Origin of the sequence: Blastomonas sp. UPD001 (assembly GCF_003426715.1) — a bacterium.
Classification (GTDB): Bacteria; Pseudomonadota; Alphaproteobacteria; order Sphingomonadales; family Sphingomonadaceae; genus Blastomonas.
This window is the reverse complement of record NZ_QKVT01000001.1, coordinates 2838211-2851822: the sequence shown is the minus strand read 5'-3', so window position 1 is coordinate 2851822 and position 13612 is coordinate 2838211. Positions and strand designations below refer to the sequence as shown.

General features: G+C 65.7%; 14 protein-coding genes, 2 pseudogenes and 1 riboswitch. Of the genes and pseudogenes, 5 read left to right on the top strand and 11 right to left on the bottom strand.

What is annotated here, in order from left to right; translation table 11 throughout:
• Positions 1–783 (bottom strand): annotated as a pseudogene (locus tag DM995_RS14495) (hypothetical protein); the annotation flags it as partial.
• Positions 780–1415, bottom strand: coding sequence for an ATP-binding cassette domain-containing protein (locus DM995_RS14490; RefSeq protein ID WP_116969869.1), 636 nt, complete (start codon positions 1413–1415; stop codon positions 780–782). The pseudogene DM995_RS14495 and the gene DM995_RS14490, both read right to left, overlap by 4 nt.
• A gap of 77 nt (positions 1416–1492) precedes the next feature.
• Positions 1493–1597, top strand: a riboswitch (TPP riboswitch).
• A 47-nt stretch (positions 1598–1644) separates the two neighbouring features.
• Here DM995_RS14490 and thiC point away from each other — a divergent pair.
• Positions 1645–3549 carry a phosphomethylpyrimidine synthase ThiC gene (thiC, locus tag DM995_RS14485; RefSeq protein ID WP_116969868.1) on the top strand — a complete coding sequence of 635 codons (1905 nt, stop codon included), beginning with the start codon at positions 1645–1647 and terminating at the stop codon, positions 3547–3549.
• Positions 3550–3694: 145 nt separating this feature from the next.
• On the opposite strand, the gene DM995_RS14480 is transcribed toward thiC, so the two are convergent.
• The 3 genes from DM995_RS14480 to DM995_RS14470 all read right to left on the bottom strand — a co-directional run bounded on the left by DM995_RS14480 (position 3695) and on the right by DM995_RS14470 (position 5692).
• Complete coding sequence (locus DM995_RS14480; protein ID WP_116969867.1) at positions 3695–4357, bottom strand: glycosyltransferase 87 family protein; 663 nt, start codon at positions 4355–4357, stop codon at positions 3695–3697.
• 104 nt (positions 4358–4461) lie between these two features.
• On the bottom strand, positions 4462–4899 hold the full coding sequence (locus tag DM995_RS14475) for a DUF2141 domain-containing protein (RefSeq protein WP_023838873.1): 438 nt from the start codon (positions 4897–4899) through the stop codon (positions 4462–4464).
• A gap of 13 nt (positions 4900–4912) precedes the next feature.
• Positions 4913–5692: a sterol desaturase family protein gene (locus DM995_RS14470; protein WP_023838872.1), complete on the bottom strand. Its 780-nt coding sequence runs from the start codon at positions 5690–5692 to the stop codon at positions 4913–4915.
• Positions 5693–5780: 88 nt separating this feature from the next.
• Between DM995_RS14470 and crtY the strand changes: the two genes are divergently transcribed.
• The gene (gene crtY, locus DM995_RS14465) at positions 5781–6956 is read left to right on the top strand and encodes a lycopene beta-cyclase CrtY (protein WP_023838871.1); all 1176 of its coding nucleotides are present in this window, start codon (positions 5781–5783) and stop codon (positions 6954–6956) included.
• A 250-nt stretch (positions 6957–7206) separates the two neighbouring features.
• On the opposite strand, the gene DM995_RS14460 is transcribed toward crtY, so the two are convergent.
• Entirely contained in the window at positions 7207–7614 is a 408-nt protein-coding gene (locus DM995_RS14460) for an SCO4402 family protein (protein WP_157973220.1), read from the bottom strand.
• A 214-nt stretch (positions 7615–7828) separates the two neighbouring features.
• Here DM995_RS14460 and DM995_RS14455 point away from each other — a divergent pair, with 214 nt between their 5' ends.
• A complete protein-coding gene (locus DM995_RS14455; RefSeq protein WP_198669376.1) occupies positions 7829–8692 on the top strand; it encodes a sterol desaturase family protein in 864 nt (287 codons plus the stop codon).
• Here DM995_RS14455 and DM995_RS14450 read toward each other — a convergent pair whose 3' ends face one another.
• From DM995_RS14450 to DM995_RS14430, 5 genes are read right to left on the bottom strand one after another with little or no spacing between them, the layout of a single operon-like run.
• The gene (locus tag DM995_RS14450) at positions 8693–8923 is read right to left on the bottom strand and encodes a biotin/lipoyl-containing protein (RefSeq protein ID WP_232824410.1); all 231 of its coding nucleotides are present in this window, start codon (positions 8921–8923) and stop codon (positions 8693–8695) included.
• Positions 8923–9960 (bottom strand): alpha-ketoacid dehydrogenase subunit beta, encoded by a 1038-nt coding sequence (locus DM995_RS14445; RefSeq protein ID WP_116969864.1) that lies wholly within the window; start codon positions 9958–9960, stop codon positions 8923–8925. The genes DM995_RS14450 and DM995_RS14445 overlap by 1 nt, the downstream gene beginning before the upstream one ends.
• Complete coding sequence (locus DM995_RS14440; protein ID WP_116969863.1) at positions 9957–10928, bottom strand: thiamine pyrophosphate-dependent dehydrogenase E1 component subunit alpha; 972 nt, start codon at positions 10926–10928, stop codon at positions 9957–9959. Before DM995_RS14440 ends, DM995_RS14445 begins: the two co-directional genes overlap by 4 nt.
• Positions 10928–11566 (bottom strand): glutathione S-transferase family protein, encoded by a 639-nt coding sequence (locus DM995_RS14435; protein ID WP_116969862.1) that lies wholly within the window; start codon positions 11564–11566, stop codon positions 10928–10930. The genes DM995_RS14440 and DM995_RS14435 overlap by 1 nt, the downstream gene beginning before the upstream one ends.
• 21 nt (positions 11567–11587) lie before the next feature.
• On the bottom strand, positions 11588–12352 hold the full coding sequence (locus DM995_RS14430; RefSeq protein WP_232824409.1) for an SDR family NAD(P)-dependent oxidoreductase: 765 nt from the start codon (positions 12350–12352) through the stop codon (positions 11588–11590).
• Between the two features lie 227 nt (positions 12353–12579).
• On the opposite strand from DM995_RS14430, the gene DM995_RS14425 reads away from it, so the two are divergent.
• Both DM995_RS14425 and DM995_RS21930 read left to right on the top strand, forming a co-directional pair.
• Complete coding sequence (locus tag DM995_RS14425; protein WP_157973219.1) at positions 12580–13056, top strand: DUF4345 family protein; 477 nt, start codon at positions 12580–12582, stop codon at positions 13054–13056.
• 105 nt (positions 13057–13161) lie between these two features.
• A pseudogene (locus DM995_RS21930) lies at positions 13162–13612 on the top strand (hypothetical protein); the annotation flags it as partial.

Genomic DNA, 13612 nt, shown 5'->3' with positions numbered 1-13612 from the left:
CACCCCGGCGGCAACGTCCAGGTCGATCCGCCCCGGCTTGAGGCTGGCCGGGTCCACCCCGCCGATCTGGACGTTCATCTCGCCCGCAGGCTCGGGCCCGGCCAGCGGGCGGACGAAGCCCGGATGGTCGAGCAGATTTGCGGTGAACGACGAAGGCTGATCCGCAGCTACGATCGGCATCGCGATCGACGCGATCCACAGGACGAAATAGGCAAGATCCCCCAAAGCCCCCCGCAGCCACGGCACCGCATCGAACAGAATGCGCAGGGCCGCGAGCGCGATCAGCGGCGGCGCGGCGATCAGCCACAGCGGATAGGTGATCTGCCACGGGCTGTACGGCCCGTTCACCATCAGCCAGCCGAGGAACCAGCCCGCCAGCGTCAGCGTGCCGAGCGTGCCGAGCAGCACCGCGGCATCGGCGGCGAAGCGCCCGAGCAGCATCGCGACGCGCGGCGCGGCGGTCACCTCCTCCACCTGCCAGGGCTGGCGGCGATTGGTATTGGCGCGGAGGTAGATATAGCCGACCGGCAGCAGCAGCGTCGTCACCACGATGCCCAGCCACACGCCGAGCATCGCCGATGTCAGCACCGGCAGCTGATCGGCGACCGCGATCGCCACGCCCCGGCCGCTCTCGTCCGAGATCATGAAGCGCGCGCCCACCGGCGCGATCAGCAGCAGCAACCAAAGCCCCCAGCTGCGCCGATAGCGCGTGAGGCTGGTGACGAACGAGGAGCGCAGCACCGCCCCCGGTTGCCCCGCCGCCGGTCGCGCACCCGGCATCATTGCGGCGCGACCCGGCCCTGATCGACGCGCAGCACCTGCACCGCCTGGGGGGCGAGCGCATCGGCCAGATGCGTGGTCATCACCACCACCGCCTCGCGCGCCCGCTCGACGATCAGCGCGCTGACCTGCGCCGCCGTTTCGCCGTCGAGCTCCGCCGTCGGCTCGTCGAGCGCGAGCAGCCGCGGCGCACCGAGCATCGCCTGCGCGAACACCAGCCGCCGGCGCATGCCGCCGGCAAAGGTGGCGATGCGGTTGTTGATATCGGCATGCAGCCCGATCCGCTCGGTTATCGCACCGAACTGCGCATCCGCCGCACGCGCATCGAACCCCTTCAACGCCGCCATATGCAGCGCAAATTCGCGCGCGGTCAGGTCCTCGGGCAGATCGACCGCCTGCGGCGCATAGCCGAGCGTCGCCCGCAGAGCCTTGCGCGCCCCCGGCAGTGCCGCCCCGTCCCAGGCCATCGTCCCCGCATTGGGCTTCTCCGCCGTGGCGAGCAGCCGGAGCAAGGTCGACTTCCCTGCCCCGCTCGGTCCGAGCAGCAAGGTGAGGCCGGTAGGGAAAGTAGCGGACACGCCGTCAAGCACGCGCTTGCGGCCATAGGATCGGGAGATGTCGGCTAACGTGAGCATTGTGGTGTGTTATAACAGCAATACACATGGCGCAAGCCGATTTCGCTGGCCATGGCGCGCCGGGCGTCCTAATCTCTTCCCCATCCCCGGGGAGCCGAGCGGCTGAGAGGTGGGTTTGCGCCCCACGACCCGTTGAACCTGAACCGGCTGATACCGGCGGAGGGAGGGAGCGGCGTTGTCCATTCAAGCGCCCGCATCCGCTCTCCCGCCGCACAAGGAGAGCATGATAATGGCTGATTTTCCTGCCCGCACCGAAATCGGCGTGACCACCGGGCCCATTCGCGGCAGCCGCAAGATCCATGTCGCGACCAAATCGGGCAGCGGTATCCGCGTCGCGATGCGCGAGATCGATCTCGCCGGCGGCGAACCCAGCGTCCGTGTCTATGACACCTCGGGCCCCTATACCGACCCCAACGCGCATATCGACATTTCTGCGGGCCTGCCCGAGCTGCGCCGCGACTGGATCCTGGCGCGCGGCGATGTCGACCATGTGCCGCAGCGCGAGGTCCGCCCCGAGGATAACGGCCGTCTCGGCCCCGACCGTTCGGGCGGCGTGCCACCTTTCCCCAATGTCCGCAAGACCGTGCTGCGCGCGAAGTCCGGCATGAACGTCAGCCAGATGCATTATGCCCGGCGCGGGATCATCACGCCCGAGATGGAATATGTCGCCGAGCGCGAGAATCTGGGGCGCGAGCGGCTCAAGGAATATCGCCGCGACGGCAACAGCTTCGGCGCGTCGATCCCCGATTACGTGACGCCGGAGTTCGTCCGCGACGAGGTCGCGCGCGGCCGCGCGATCATCCCCAGCAACATCAACCATCCCGAAACCGAGCCGATGGCGATCGGCCGCAATTTCCTGGTCAAGATCAACGCCAATATCGGCAACAGCGCGGTCGCTTCCGACGTCGCATCCGAAGTCGACAAGATGGTCTGGTCGATCCGCTGGGGCGCGGACACGGTGATGGACCTGTCCACCGGTCGCAACATCCACGACACGCGCGAATGGATTTTGCGCAACAGCCCCGTGCCGATCGGCACCGTGCCGATCTATCAGGCGCTCGAGAAGGTCGGCGGCATTGCCGAGGAGCTGACCTGGGAAATCTTCCGCGACACGCTGATCGAACAGGCCGAACAGGGCGTGGACTATTTCACCATCCATGCCGGGGTGCGCCTCGCCTATATTCCGATGGCGGCGAAGCGCGTCACCGGCATCGTTTCGCGCGGCGGGTCGATCATGGCCAAATGGTGCCTGGCGCATCACAAGGAAAGCTTCCTCTACGAGCATTTCGACGAGATCACCGAGATCATGAAGGCGTACGACATCGCCTATTCGCTGGGCGATGGCCTGCGCCCCGGATCGATCGCCGATGCCAATGACGAGGCGCAGTTCAGCGAGCTCTACACGCTGGGCGAACTGACCCATCGCGCATGGAAATCGGACGTGCAGGTGATGATCGAAGGGCCGGGCCATGTGCCGATGCACAAGATCAAGGAGAATATGGAAAAGCAGCTAGAAGTGTGTGGCGAAGCGCCCTTCTACACGCTTGGCCCCCTCACCACCGATATCGCGCCCGGCTATGACCATATCACCAGCGGCATCGGCGCAGCGCAGATCGGCTGGTACGGCACGGCGATGCTCTGCTATGTCACGCCCAAGGAGCATCTGGGCCTGCCCGATCGCGACGACGTCAAGGTCGGCGTGGTCACCTACAAGCTCGCCGCGCACGCCGCGGACCTCGCCAAGGGCCATCCGGCGGCGCAGGTGCGCGACGATGCGCTGAGCAAGGCGCGCTTCGAATTCCGCTGGCGCGACCAGTTCAACCTGTCGCTCGACCCCGATACGGCCGAGGAATTCCACGACCAGACCCTGCCCGCCGAAGGCGCCAAGACCGCGCATTTCTGCAGCATGTGCGGCCCCAAATTCTGCTCGATGCAGATCAGCCAGGAGGTGCGCGACTTTGCCACCAAGCAGAACCAGGGCGTGGAAGGCTTCATCGCGACGGGCCCCAGCGGCGCGGAGACGGCAGCGGCGAGCCGCGAGGCCGCGCTCCAGGGCATGGCGGAGATGAGCAAGCTGTACGAGGACATGGGCCGCGAGCTGTATCTCGGGGCCGGGGGCAGGGAGCATGATTAAGCCTGTCAGCGCCGCCCTGATGGCCACCGCTCTGCTCGCCATCCCGCTCGCCAGCTGCAGTTCGGAGCCCGCTGCCGACCAGAATGATCAGGCGGCGGACACCGCGGCCGCCCCCCAGCCACGGGCGGACGAGGGGTCGGAACGCTCAACGCCTCCTGCCGACAATGCGAAGACGCTGACGCTGGAGGGCTATCAGCGCCAGCCCGGCGGCGAGATGCGGCTTGATGATCATCAGCCCCAGCGGGATCCCCGCACCCGCCCTGTGCGCGGTCAGCGCGAGCAGGCACCAGCCAGTGAGCGCGCCGGTCAGAAATCCGTTCTGCCCGGTCAGCACCGTCAGCAGGATGACCGGTGCCATGGCCGCGACGACACCAGGCAAGTGCGCGCCGGCCATCCGGTGCAGAATCGCGACATAGAATGCCAGCGTCAGCCCGGTGAACAGCGCATAGGCGAGTCCGAGCGGCAAGGCCGCCAAAGCGGCGACGAACAGGGTGAACGGGGGCGGATAGGTCCAGGGCATGAACACCTTGACCCCGGTCGCGGCCTTCTGGGCACGCTCCATCCTTTCGGCGTCATAGCTGTCTGCCGCGCGTCCCTGCAGACTCAGCGTGCCTGCGACATGGAAGGCGTGAAAATCGACCACCGGGCGTTCTGCACCCGGCGCGGCCGTTCGCTGGTAGGTGACGGCCGCAAAGGCCAGCAGCATGGCCGCCAGGGTCAGCACGATCTTGAGCAGCCATGGGCGCGTGGCAAGGCTGGGTGCGGGGCCGTGGTGCATGGGTAGACGGCCCGGTTCGGTCTGGCGCATTGCTCGGTCCCCGCTGGATCGCTCACGCAACCATGGCGCTGCAGGCCTGAGATTTGGTTAACGCTCGGTTTCCGTGCGGTACGGCAACGGAGCGGAGCCAACGCTCACAGATAATATTTGATCTTCACCCGCTGGCTGGTGCCGCTGCCCTGCGCGACGAACACGACCTGCGAAAAGCGCGGTGGACCGAAGCTGAAGCTGGGGTTGCGCGAAAAGCCGATCCCTTCCTTCGGGATGCCGGCAAAGGTGTCGAGCTTGTTGTTGCCATTCTCGTCATGCACGATGGCAAGCGCATATTGCCCCGCAGGCAGGTTCTCGAACCGCGCCACGCCATCCCTGGCGCGCGCGGTCAGGCGATGCGCGTTCTTGTCCTTGTCGCAATCGGGAAAGCTCTGCTCGTTGGCGGTCAGGCACAGCTGCAACAGGCCCTTGGCCGAACGCAACTGGTCCACCGTGATCTCCACCGTGCTCAGCGGTGCGGCGCCAGGAAGCGTGGCCAGAGCCATGAAACCGATTGCGCAGGTTGCGAACAGCTTACCCATGTCTTTCTCCGGATCAGGCCGAGCGGGTGGCATCGCCCAGCGATGCACCCTCGCGCGGACGCGATTGTCTATCCTGAAAGGCCCCCAGCCCTTTGTCGGTCCCGCATAGCCGGTCCCAGAAGCGGAAATAAAGTCCATAATTGCAAGTATAGCGGGCGTGGTGCAGTTGATGATGGCTCGCGGTTATCAGCCCCTTGCCTAACCGCCCCTGAACCAGCCAGCGCGGAAACAGCTCCCAGCCCATATGGTTGGTCACTCCCATCAGCGTCATGATGAACAGGACAAGGCCCAGCATCGCGGCGTGAATGGGGATCAGGAAGACGAGCGCGGGGATGACGACCGCGCCGGTCAGCGCCTCGATCGGATGGAAGCTCATCGCCGCCCAGGCGGTCGGGGGGCGGCTGTCATGGTGCACGGCATGCGCGATGCGAAACCATTTGGGCACGTGCATCCAGCGGTGCGTCCAGTAGAACCAGGTGTCGTGCGCGAACAGATAGAGCAGCACCGAGACCGGCAGATACCAAAGCCCAAACGCATTCCAGTCGGTATAGATTTCGGTCCAGCCCCGGTTCTGCCAGCCCCAGGCGACGACGCCGGTGGGGATGCCATAGATCGCCGCGCTGTAGAGCGACCAGCGGATTTCCCGCCCGATCTGCGGCTTCAGCCCGGCATACAGGCCCGGGCGCACACGCTCGGTCAGCCAGGCGAACATCCCGCTGGTCAGCAGGTAGCGCACCCCGACGATCAGCGTCATCGCCAGCGCGGACAGCACGATATGCGAGGAACCCAGCATGCGCGTGGCATAGCGTGCTTCGGCTGCGCTGCAAAGCGCCCCTTCCGCCCTTCCATCGCGCGATGCCCTGCGCTAGGGCGGGGAGGACATGAAATCCCCGCGCAATATCTCCAGCAAGACACTCAAATGCGATGTCGCGATTCTCGGCGGCGGCCTGGCCGGCGGGCTGATCGCGCTCGCGCTGCGCCGCAAGCGGCCCGAGCTCGACGTGCTGCTGATCGAGGAAAGCGCCACACTGGGCGGCAACCATATCTGGTCGTTCTTCGGCCCGGATGTCGCGGGCGAGCATCGCTGGCTCGTCGCGCCGCTCGTCTGCCATGGCTGGCGCGGCTATGACGTGAAGTTCCCGGGGCACGAGCGCGGGCTGGAAGAAAGCTATTATTCGATCCTCTCCGACCGGTTCGACGCCTATCTGCGCGAGGCGATCCCGGCGCATAACATCGTCACCGGGGTGCGCGCGCTCGCCGCGAGCCAGACCAATGTCGTGCTGGAAAACGGCGCGCGGGTCGAGGCGGGCGGCGTCATCGACGCGCGCGGCGGCGGCAATGTGCGCCATCTGCGCTGCGGCTGGCAGAAGTTCATGGGGCAGATGCTGCACCTGTCCGAACCGCACGGGCTGACCCGCCCGATTGTGATGGACGCGACGGTCGAGCAGATGGACGGATACCGCTTCGTCTATTGCCTGCCGGTCAGCCCGATGGAGATCTTCGTCGAGGACACCTATTACAGCGACACCTCCGATCTCGACACCCAGGCGCTGGCGGCGCGGATCAGCGCCTATGCCGATGCCAAGGGCTGGCAGGTCGAGCGCGTCAGCCGTACCGAGACCGGCGCGCTGCCCGTGGTCTATGGCGGCGATTTCGGCGGATACTGGCAGTCGACGGGCGGCGATGTCGCCAAGGCAGGGACGCGCGCGGCCTTGTTCCATGGCCTGACCGGCTATTCGCTGCCCGATGCGGTGCGCCTCGCCGCGCATATCGCCGACATGCCCGACCTGTCGGGCGCCGCGCTTGCCGAGATGAGCCGCAAGACAAGCCTCGACCACTGGCAGGCCGATGGCTTCTACCGCATGCTGACCAAGATGCTGTTCAAGGCCGCCGGACCCGACGAACGCTACCGCGTGCTCGAACGCTTCTACACGCTGCCCGATGCACTGATCGCGCGCTTCTATGCCGGCAAGTCGACGATGATGGACAAGATGCGCGTGCTCGCCGGCCGCCCCCCCGTTCCGATCTGGCGCGCGATCCGCGGACTGTTCAGCTAGGCTGGCAAGACTGCCGCGCACGCCCCTCGCGCCCGATCGACCTGAGCGAAGGCGGTGGCATCGCGCCAATAGCCACCCGAACGCAACCTCAGACCGCTTGCCTGCGCAGGCAGGCACCCATCTCCTGCCCTGGCCCCCGGCACAACGGTGTGGAGATGGGCCCCTGCCTGCGCAGGGGACCGGTGGGCATCAGGGACCCGCTCTAGCAACTCTCGTGCCTCGATAGCCAAAAACGCGTGAAGAAAAGACCCTATATCGCTCCGCCAAACAGGGACAGCGCGTCACGAGCGGCTTGCCTTACGCTGCTCCATAGGGGGTGATGCACAAACTGGCTGTCGCCTTGATCACCAATGTCTTCAAGGATGGCGCCGAGTGCGTCCATGATTGATCTTACGGCTGCTAATCCGGACGTGTCGAAAAAGCAGGTGCCAAACATGCGCTCCTCGAAATCGCAGTCATCGAAGAAGAAATGAAAAAGCTCGTCAGTGCCAGATGCGCGGCCTTGCGCGCTTGGTTCCTTCCAAATGGGACGCGGATCTTCTGCTGCTAGCTCCGACAGAAAGAGCATGAGATCGCGCCGGATCTGGGGAAGTTGAAGGAAGCCGCCACCGAGCATCAAGAGAATATCCCGACCACTTGGTTCGTCCGCAACGGTCACGCATCTCGAGGTGGAGCCTCCGGCACGATCGTCGCGAGGGCCGGGCCGCATGGTCCCGCACCGTTGTCCCCCACCCCCTCGACGCATCACGGCAAATGGAATATTCTCGGCCCTCGAATGCCGCCAAGAGCATGAACAACGGGTCGGTCACGAATAACGACGGTGGAAGCGCGGCGTCTCGCGGCGGCGTCCTCACCGCCTGGGGAGGGATCCGGTGAAACAGTCGCTCGTCAACCTGCTGCCGCCCGCCACACTGGCGGCGATCCTCGCCTTTTGGGGGCTTGCCCCCGGCGCATGGGTGGAAGCGCCATGGTCGCTGCCTGCGGTCGCGGTGGGCACGGTGGTGTTCGTCCAATGCCTCGAATTCGTGTTCGAGCGGCATGCGGGCTGGCGGATGAACTGGCGCGAGTTCGCCACCGATCTGTTCTATTTCGGCTTCTTCTTCTTCGTCATCGGCTGGCTTTCGGACGCGCTGATCAACTCGCCGCTGCGCGAGCTGAAAGAGTCCTGGGGCATCGGCACGCCCTGGCTGGCCGAGTTGCCGTTTCTGGTGGAGGCGCTGATCGCGTTGTTCGTGTTCGAGCTCGGCCAGTACTGGATGCACCGCGCGATGCACAACTGGACGCCCCTGTGGCTGACGCATGCGCCGCACCATCACCTGACACAGCTCAATGCGATGAAGGGCTATATCGGCAACCCGATCGAGCTGTTCCTGATCAGCATCGGGGTAATCGCGCTGCTCGATATCGACCTCGACGCGCTGTTCGCCAGCATCACCGTCGGTAGCGCCATCGCAATCTATGCGCATGCCAATGTCCGCGCCGACCCGCCGATCTGGTACGGCTTCTTCTTCACCACCATCCGCAACCATTCGCTGCACCACACCGCGACGAGCTATGAGGACACGCGCTGCAACTATGGCAATTCGGTCATCTTCTGGGACCGGCTGTTCCGCACCTACAAGGAAGGCGAGAGCGCGATCGTGGGGCAGGATGACCGCAAGCGGCTCTCCATTCGCGAACAGTGGCTCTTCCCGCTGCGTCCTTGGCTCGAACGGCGGAAGGCGATCGGGGACTAGCTAGCCGATCGTCCCGATCACATCGCCGATCCTGTAGCTTTCGCCCTCTTCGCCGGTGACGTGCAGCACGCCCGATTCCTGCGCCTCGATCTCGGTGGTGCTCTTGTCGGTCTCGACGGTGTAGAGCACGTCGCCCTTTTCCACCGTCTCGCCATCGCCGAACATCCATTCGACCAGGGTGACCTCGGTGACGCTCATGCCGAGCTTGGGAATGCGGATTTCTGCCGGCATCAGCGCTTCCATTCCATCGTCGTGCGGATTGCCGCGGCAATCTCGTCCTTCTTGGGGATCCAGGCCTGTTCGAGCACGCTCGCCATCGGCACGGCAGAGAACGCGCCGCCGATGCGCTGGACCGGGGCCTTGAGCTCGTTGAACAGACGCTCGTGCAGCCGCGAGGCGATCTCCGCGCCGGTGCCATAGGCGCGCACCGCCTCGTGCAGCACCACCGCGCGGCCGGTCTTGCGCACCGATGCGGTGACGGTCGCCTCGTCATAGGGCGCGATGGTGCGCAGGTCGATCACCTCGACCGACACGCCCTCGCCCGCCAGCGTTTCGGCGACCTCCAGCGCATCGAGCACGGTGCGACCATAGGTGATCAGCGAGACATCGCTGCCTTCGCGCGCGATCGCCGCCTGGCCCAGCGGCACGCGGTAATCGGTGCCGGGATCGTCGGACTTGAGGCCGTAGCACAGGATGTTCTCGATGAAGATCACCGGATCGTTGCACTCGATCGCGCTGCGCATCAGCCCCTTGGCATCGGCGGCGTTCGACGGCGTCACGATCTTGAGGCCGGGCACATGCGCGAACCAGGCTTCCAGCATGTCCGAATGCTGGCCGCCAAAGCCGACGCCAACGCCGGTGGTGGTGCGAATGACCAACGGCACGTTGGTCTGCCCGCCGGACATGAAGCGCAGCTTGGCGGCATGGTTGACGATCTGGTCCATCGCCACGGTGACGAAGTTCATCAGCATGATCTCGGCAATCGGCCGCATGCCAGTGAGCGCCGCGCCGACGCACGCGCCCATGATCGCCTGTTCGGAAATCGGCGTCGCGCGGATGCGGTGCTCGCCATATTTCTCGGTGAGCCCCGACGAGACCTTGAACACGCCGCCGCCCTGCTTGGCCGCGACATCCTCGCCGAGCAGGATGACCCCCTCGTCCGCCGCCATCGCCTCGTCGATCGCGGCGTTGAGCGCCTGGACCATGGTGATCTGCTTCGGCTTTTTCGCCCTGGGCGCCGCGGCCTCGAGTGCTTCGGCCTCGCTCATGCCGCGATCTCCTCTTCGAAAACGTCCTTCAGGATTTCGTCCGCATCGGGGAACGGGCTGTTGAACGCAAACTCGACCGCCGCCTCGATCTCGGCTTCCAGTTTCGCGACGATCGCGTCGAGTTCGGCTTGCGTGAACTGGTGCTCGAGCATCAGCGCGTTAAGCTTGGGGAGCGGGTCCTCGGCCTTCATTTCCTCGATATGGTCGGGAGGCATGTACGAGAAATCCGCGCCGAAGAAATGGCCCATCATCCGGTAGCACATCGCCTCGATCAGCGTCGGCCCCTCGCCCGCGCGGGCGCGATCGACCGCCTCCCTCGCCGCCGCGTACATCGCAAGCGCGTCATTGCCGTCGACCTTCACGCCCTTCATCCCATAGGCGGCGGCGCGGGTGACGATCGAGTCCACCTTGGTATGGTCGGCAAAGGCGGTGTGCTCGCCATAGCGGTTGTTCTGGCACAGGAAGATGACCGGCAGCTTGTAGAGCTGCGCCATGTTCATCGCCTCGTGAAACGCGCCGATATTGGTCGCGCCGTCGCCGAAACAGGTGACAGTGACCTTGCCGTCCTTGCGGTTCTGGCTGGAAAGCGCGAGGCCGTTGGCGATCGGCAGGCCCGAGCCAACCACGCCGGTCGTCACCATCACCCCGGTGGCGGGATGGGTGATGTGCATCGACCCGCCCTTGCCCTTGCAGGTGCCGGTGGCGCGGCCTGCGATCTCCGCGATCAGCAGGTCGAGCGGAACGCCCTTGGCAATCTGGTCGTGCTGGCCGCGATAGGTAGTGACGAGATAGTCGCTCGGCTCAAGCGCCGCCATCATCGCCGAGGTGACCAGCTCCTGCCCGCGCATCGTGTAATAGATGGTGGCGAGCTTGCCGCTCATCAGCAGCGAGCGCATCTTCTCGTCGAAGCGCGCGACCTTCATCGTGCGGGTATAGATGTCGAGCAACGTGTCGCGGTCGAGGCTCATCACGCGATCCCCTTCTTGGCATCGAGGCTGGCAGCGGCGCTCGGCCGCGCGGCGACCCGCTCCGACCACGCAGCGAGATTGGCGAGGCCCTCGGGCAGCGGCTGGCCGACCTGCTTGCCGAATTCGGTGAGGCAATAGAGCAGGATGTCGGCGAGCGTGAAGCGATCCCCCGCCAGCCAGGTCTTGCCCGCGAGCAGCGCATCGAACGCGGCCAGACCATCGCGCGCGCAGGCCTTGAGGCCATCGGCGGCCTCGGGCAGGCAGCGCATCCGGCTCTGGAACATCGGCAGGCCCTCGGACCCGCGAAACGCCGTGGTCATCGGGCCGACCACGTCATAATCGAGCCGGCGGATCAGCATGTCGGTCACCGCGCGCTCTTCGGCCGTGCTGCCGATCAGCGCAGGGGTGGGGAACTTTTCCTCGATATAACCGCAGATCGCGGTGCTTTCCGACAGATAGGTGCCATCGTCCATCTCGAGCAGCGGCAGCTGGCCGAACGGGTTCTTGGCGACAAATTCGGGCTGGCGGTTCTCGCCCTTCATGATGTCGACAAAGGCGCGGTCGATGACCGCCCCTTTCTCTTCCAGGAACATCAGCACGACCCTTGGGTTGGGGCCGATCGATTGATAGAGCTTCATGAAAGAGCCTCTCGCTGCAAATCAGAACTGGACGCGCTGGGTGAAGCCGCCATCGATGACGATGTTCGCGCCGGTCATGTACGGGCAGGCGGGGCTGGCGACGAAGACGATCGCCTTGGCCACCTCTTCGGGCTCGCCGAACCGGCCCATCGGCATCTTCGCGAGCGTGCCCTCGTAGAGCGCCGGCACCACGCCCTTGATCATCTCCCAGTTGCCGCCGGGATAATAGATCGCGCCGGGCGAGATGCAGTTGACGCGGATGGCCTGCGCGGCGAGCGCCTGGCTGAGCTGCGATCCATAGGTGATCAGCGCGGCCTTGAGCGCGTTGAACGCCTGGGGCGCGACGAAGGTCTCGAGCGCGGCGGTCGAGGACATGAAGACGATCGATCCGCTGCCCGATTCGGTCAGCGCGGGGGTGAGCACCTCGACACCGTGCACCGCGTTCAGGATGTCCATGTCGAGGCAGCGCTGCCAGTCGCCGGTCGCACCCTGGCCCGAGGCGCTGGCGGTGTGGACGAAGATGTCGCAGCCGCCCAGCTTGTCCAGGCAATCGTTCAGCCAGCCCTTATAGCCTTCCGCATCGCCGGTAATGTCGATTGCGGTGCCATGCACCTTGCCCGGGCCTGCGGCGTCGATTTCGCTGACCGCAGCCTCGACCTTGGCCGGATCGCGCGACAGGAACGCGACATCCGCGCCCTCGGCGGCGAAATGGCGCAGCGCGGCAAGACCCAGGCCGTGCCCGCCGCCATTCATGATGACCTTCTTGCCGGTCAGCCCCAGATCCATCGCCGCTCTCCTCGCCGGTTATGTCCTATTGCGGGGAGGCTATCGGAAAGCACCTGCGCGGGTAACCAGCAAAAGTGACAGCTTCAACGCGCGCCCGGCGCTTGCACCAGTTTACATCCATCCGCCGGATCGAATGCACCGCCCATCCGTTCCCTTGCCAAGCTGGACACGCCTGTCGCATGTCCATAACAAGACATTCGAAGCCTTTGGGAAAGGGAGCGATCGCCATGGTCTGGGTCATCCGTCTGCTCGTCGCCGGATTTGCGCTGCTCTTCGTCATCATCGGCGCGCGCGCGCTGCTCGATCCGCAGACGATCATCGCGCAGTTCGAATTGGGCCGGCAGAATGCGACCGGCCTTTCGGCCATCCGCGCGGACATGGGCGCGTTCTTCATCGGCACCGGGCTCGCCGCTCTGGTCGGGCTGATGCCCGGCAAGCGCGAATGGCTGCTCGGCGCAGCGGCGATGGTAGCGCTCGCCCTGACCGGGCGCGTGATCGGCCTGACCAGCGATCCGCTCACCGCGAATATCGCGCAGTCGATGATCGTCGAGGCGATTTCGGTGGTGCTGCTCATCGCCTCGTTCGCGATCCTGAACCCGCGTCGCCTCGCGCCGCAGCCGGCACCCTTGCCCGCGGACGAAAATTTCGCGGCCGACCCGCTCGATCCGCAAAGGGACGGTGACTTGGCCCGCCCGATTGGCTAACGGGAGGTCAGTTGATTCTGTCGCTGACCGGGGGTTTCGCGATCTTGGCCTGTCTCTCGTCGCCCGTATCCCGGCTGATGCACCCCCATCATGGCTGGCCCGACCATGGCTGAAAACGGCCTGATCGTCACCTGCCCCCCCGGTCCCGATGCCGCGTTGCACTGGTGGCGCGCCGACAACGGCCATATCGTGGCCCGCGGCCAGGATTTCACCCCGCCCTCGCAGGCCGCGCGCAATGGCGATGCGCCGATTGTCGCGCTCGTCCCGGCCGCCGATACCGTGCTGCGCACGCTCGACATGGGCGACATGAGCGCCCCCCAGGCCGAGGCTGCCGGGCGCTATCGCGCTGCCGATCTCAGCATTGGCGGCGATGTGTTCGTCGCAGTGCGTGCGCTGGGCCGGGGGGAGGGCGATGGTGGGATGCGCGTGCTGTGCGCGACGATCGCGCGCGCGACGCTGGCCGATCATCTCGCTGAACTGGCGCTGCGCGGGCTCGATCCGGACGTCATCCTGCCAGTCGGGCTGCTGCTGCCCGCTGCCGACCAGCCGGTCAGCG